Source organism: Microbacterium sp. ZXX196 (assembly GCF_009709595.1).
GTDB classification, from domain to species: domain Bacteria; phylum Actinomycetota; class Actinomycetes; order Actinomycetales; family Microbacteriaceae; genus Microbacterium; species Microbacterium excoecariae.
The window spans coordinates 1-256 of record NZ_WMEE01000336.1; the positions used below are offsets into that span (position 1 = coordinate 1).

General features: G+C 32.0%; 1 protein-coding gene. It reads left to right on the forward strand.

Features of this window, described 5'->3' with window-relative positions:
* Nucleotides 1-256: PIN domain-containing protein (locus GJQ66_RS14315; RefSeq protein ID WP_196215935.1), on the forward strand; the 256-nt coding region annotated here is incomplete at both ends.

Consider the following 256-nt stretch of genomic DNA (forward strand, 5'->3'; position numbering starts at 1 on the left):
AAGAGTTTTATGTAAAGCTAGAGGCAGAGAATCAATTAGATTGGGTACCTTACGATATTGATCTACTTCCTCTTATTGTTGAATTGGATATGAATGAAAAACCACCATTTATTGTTAAAAGCAAAGGTTCTAAACATGCAAGAAAAGAAATTCGTGATGCTATAATCTGGAATACATACAAGCTATTCATTCAAAAACAACAATTAGAGAACTGCTTTTTCATTACCAATAACACTAAAGATTTTGGAGCTCCGGA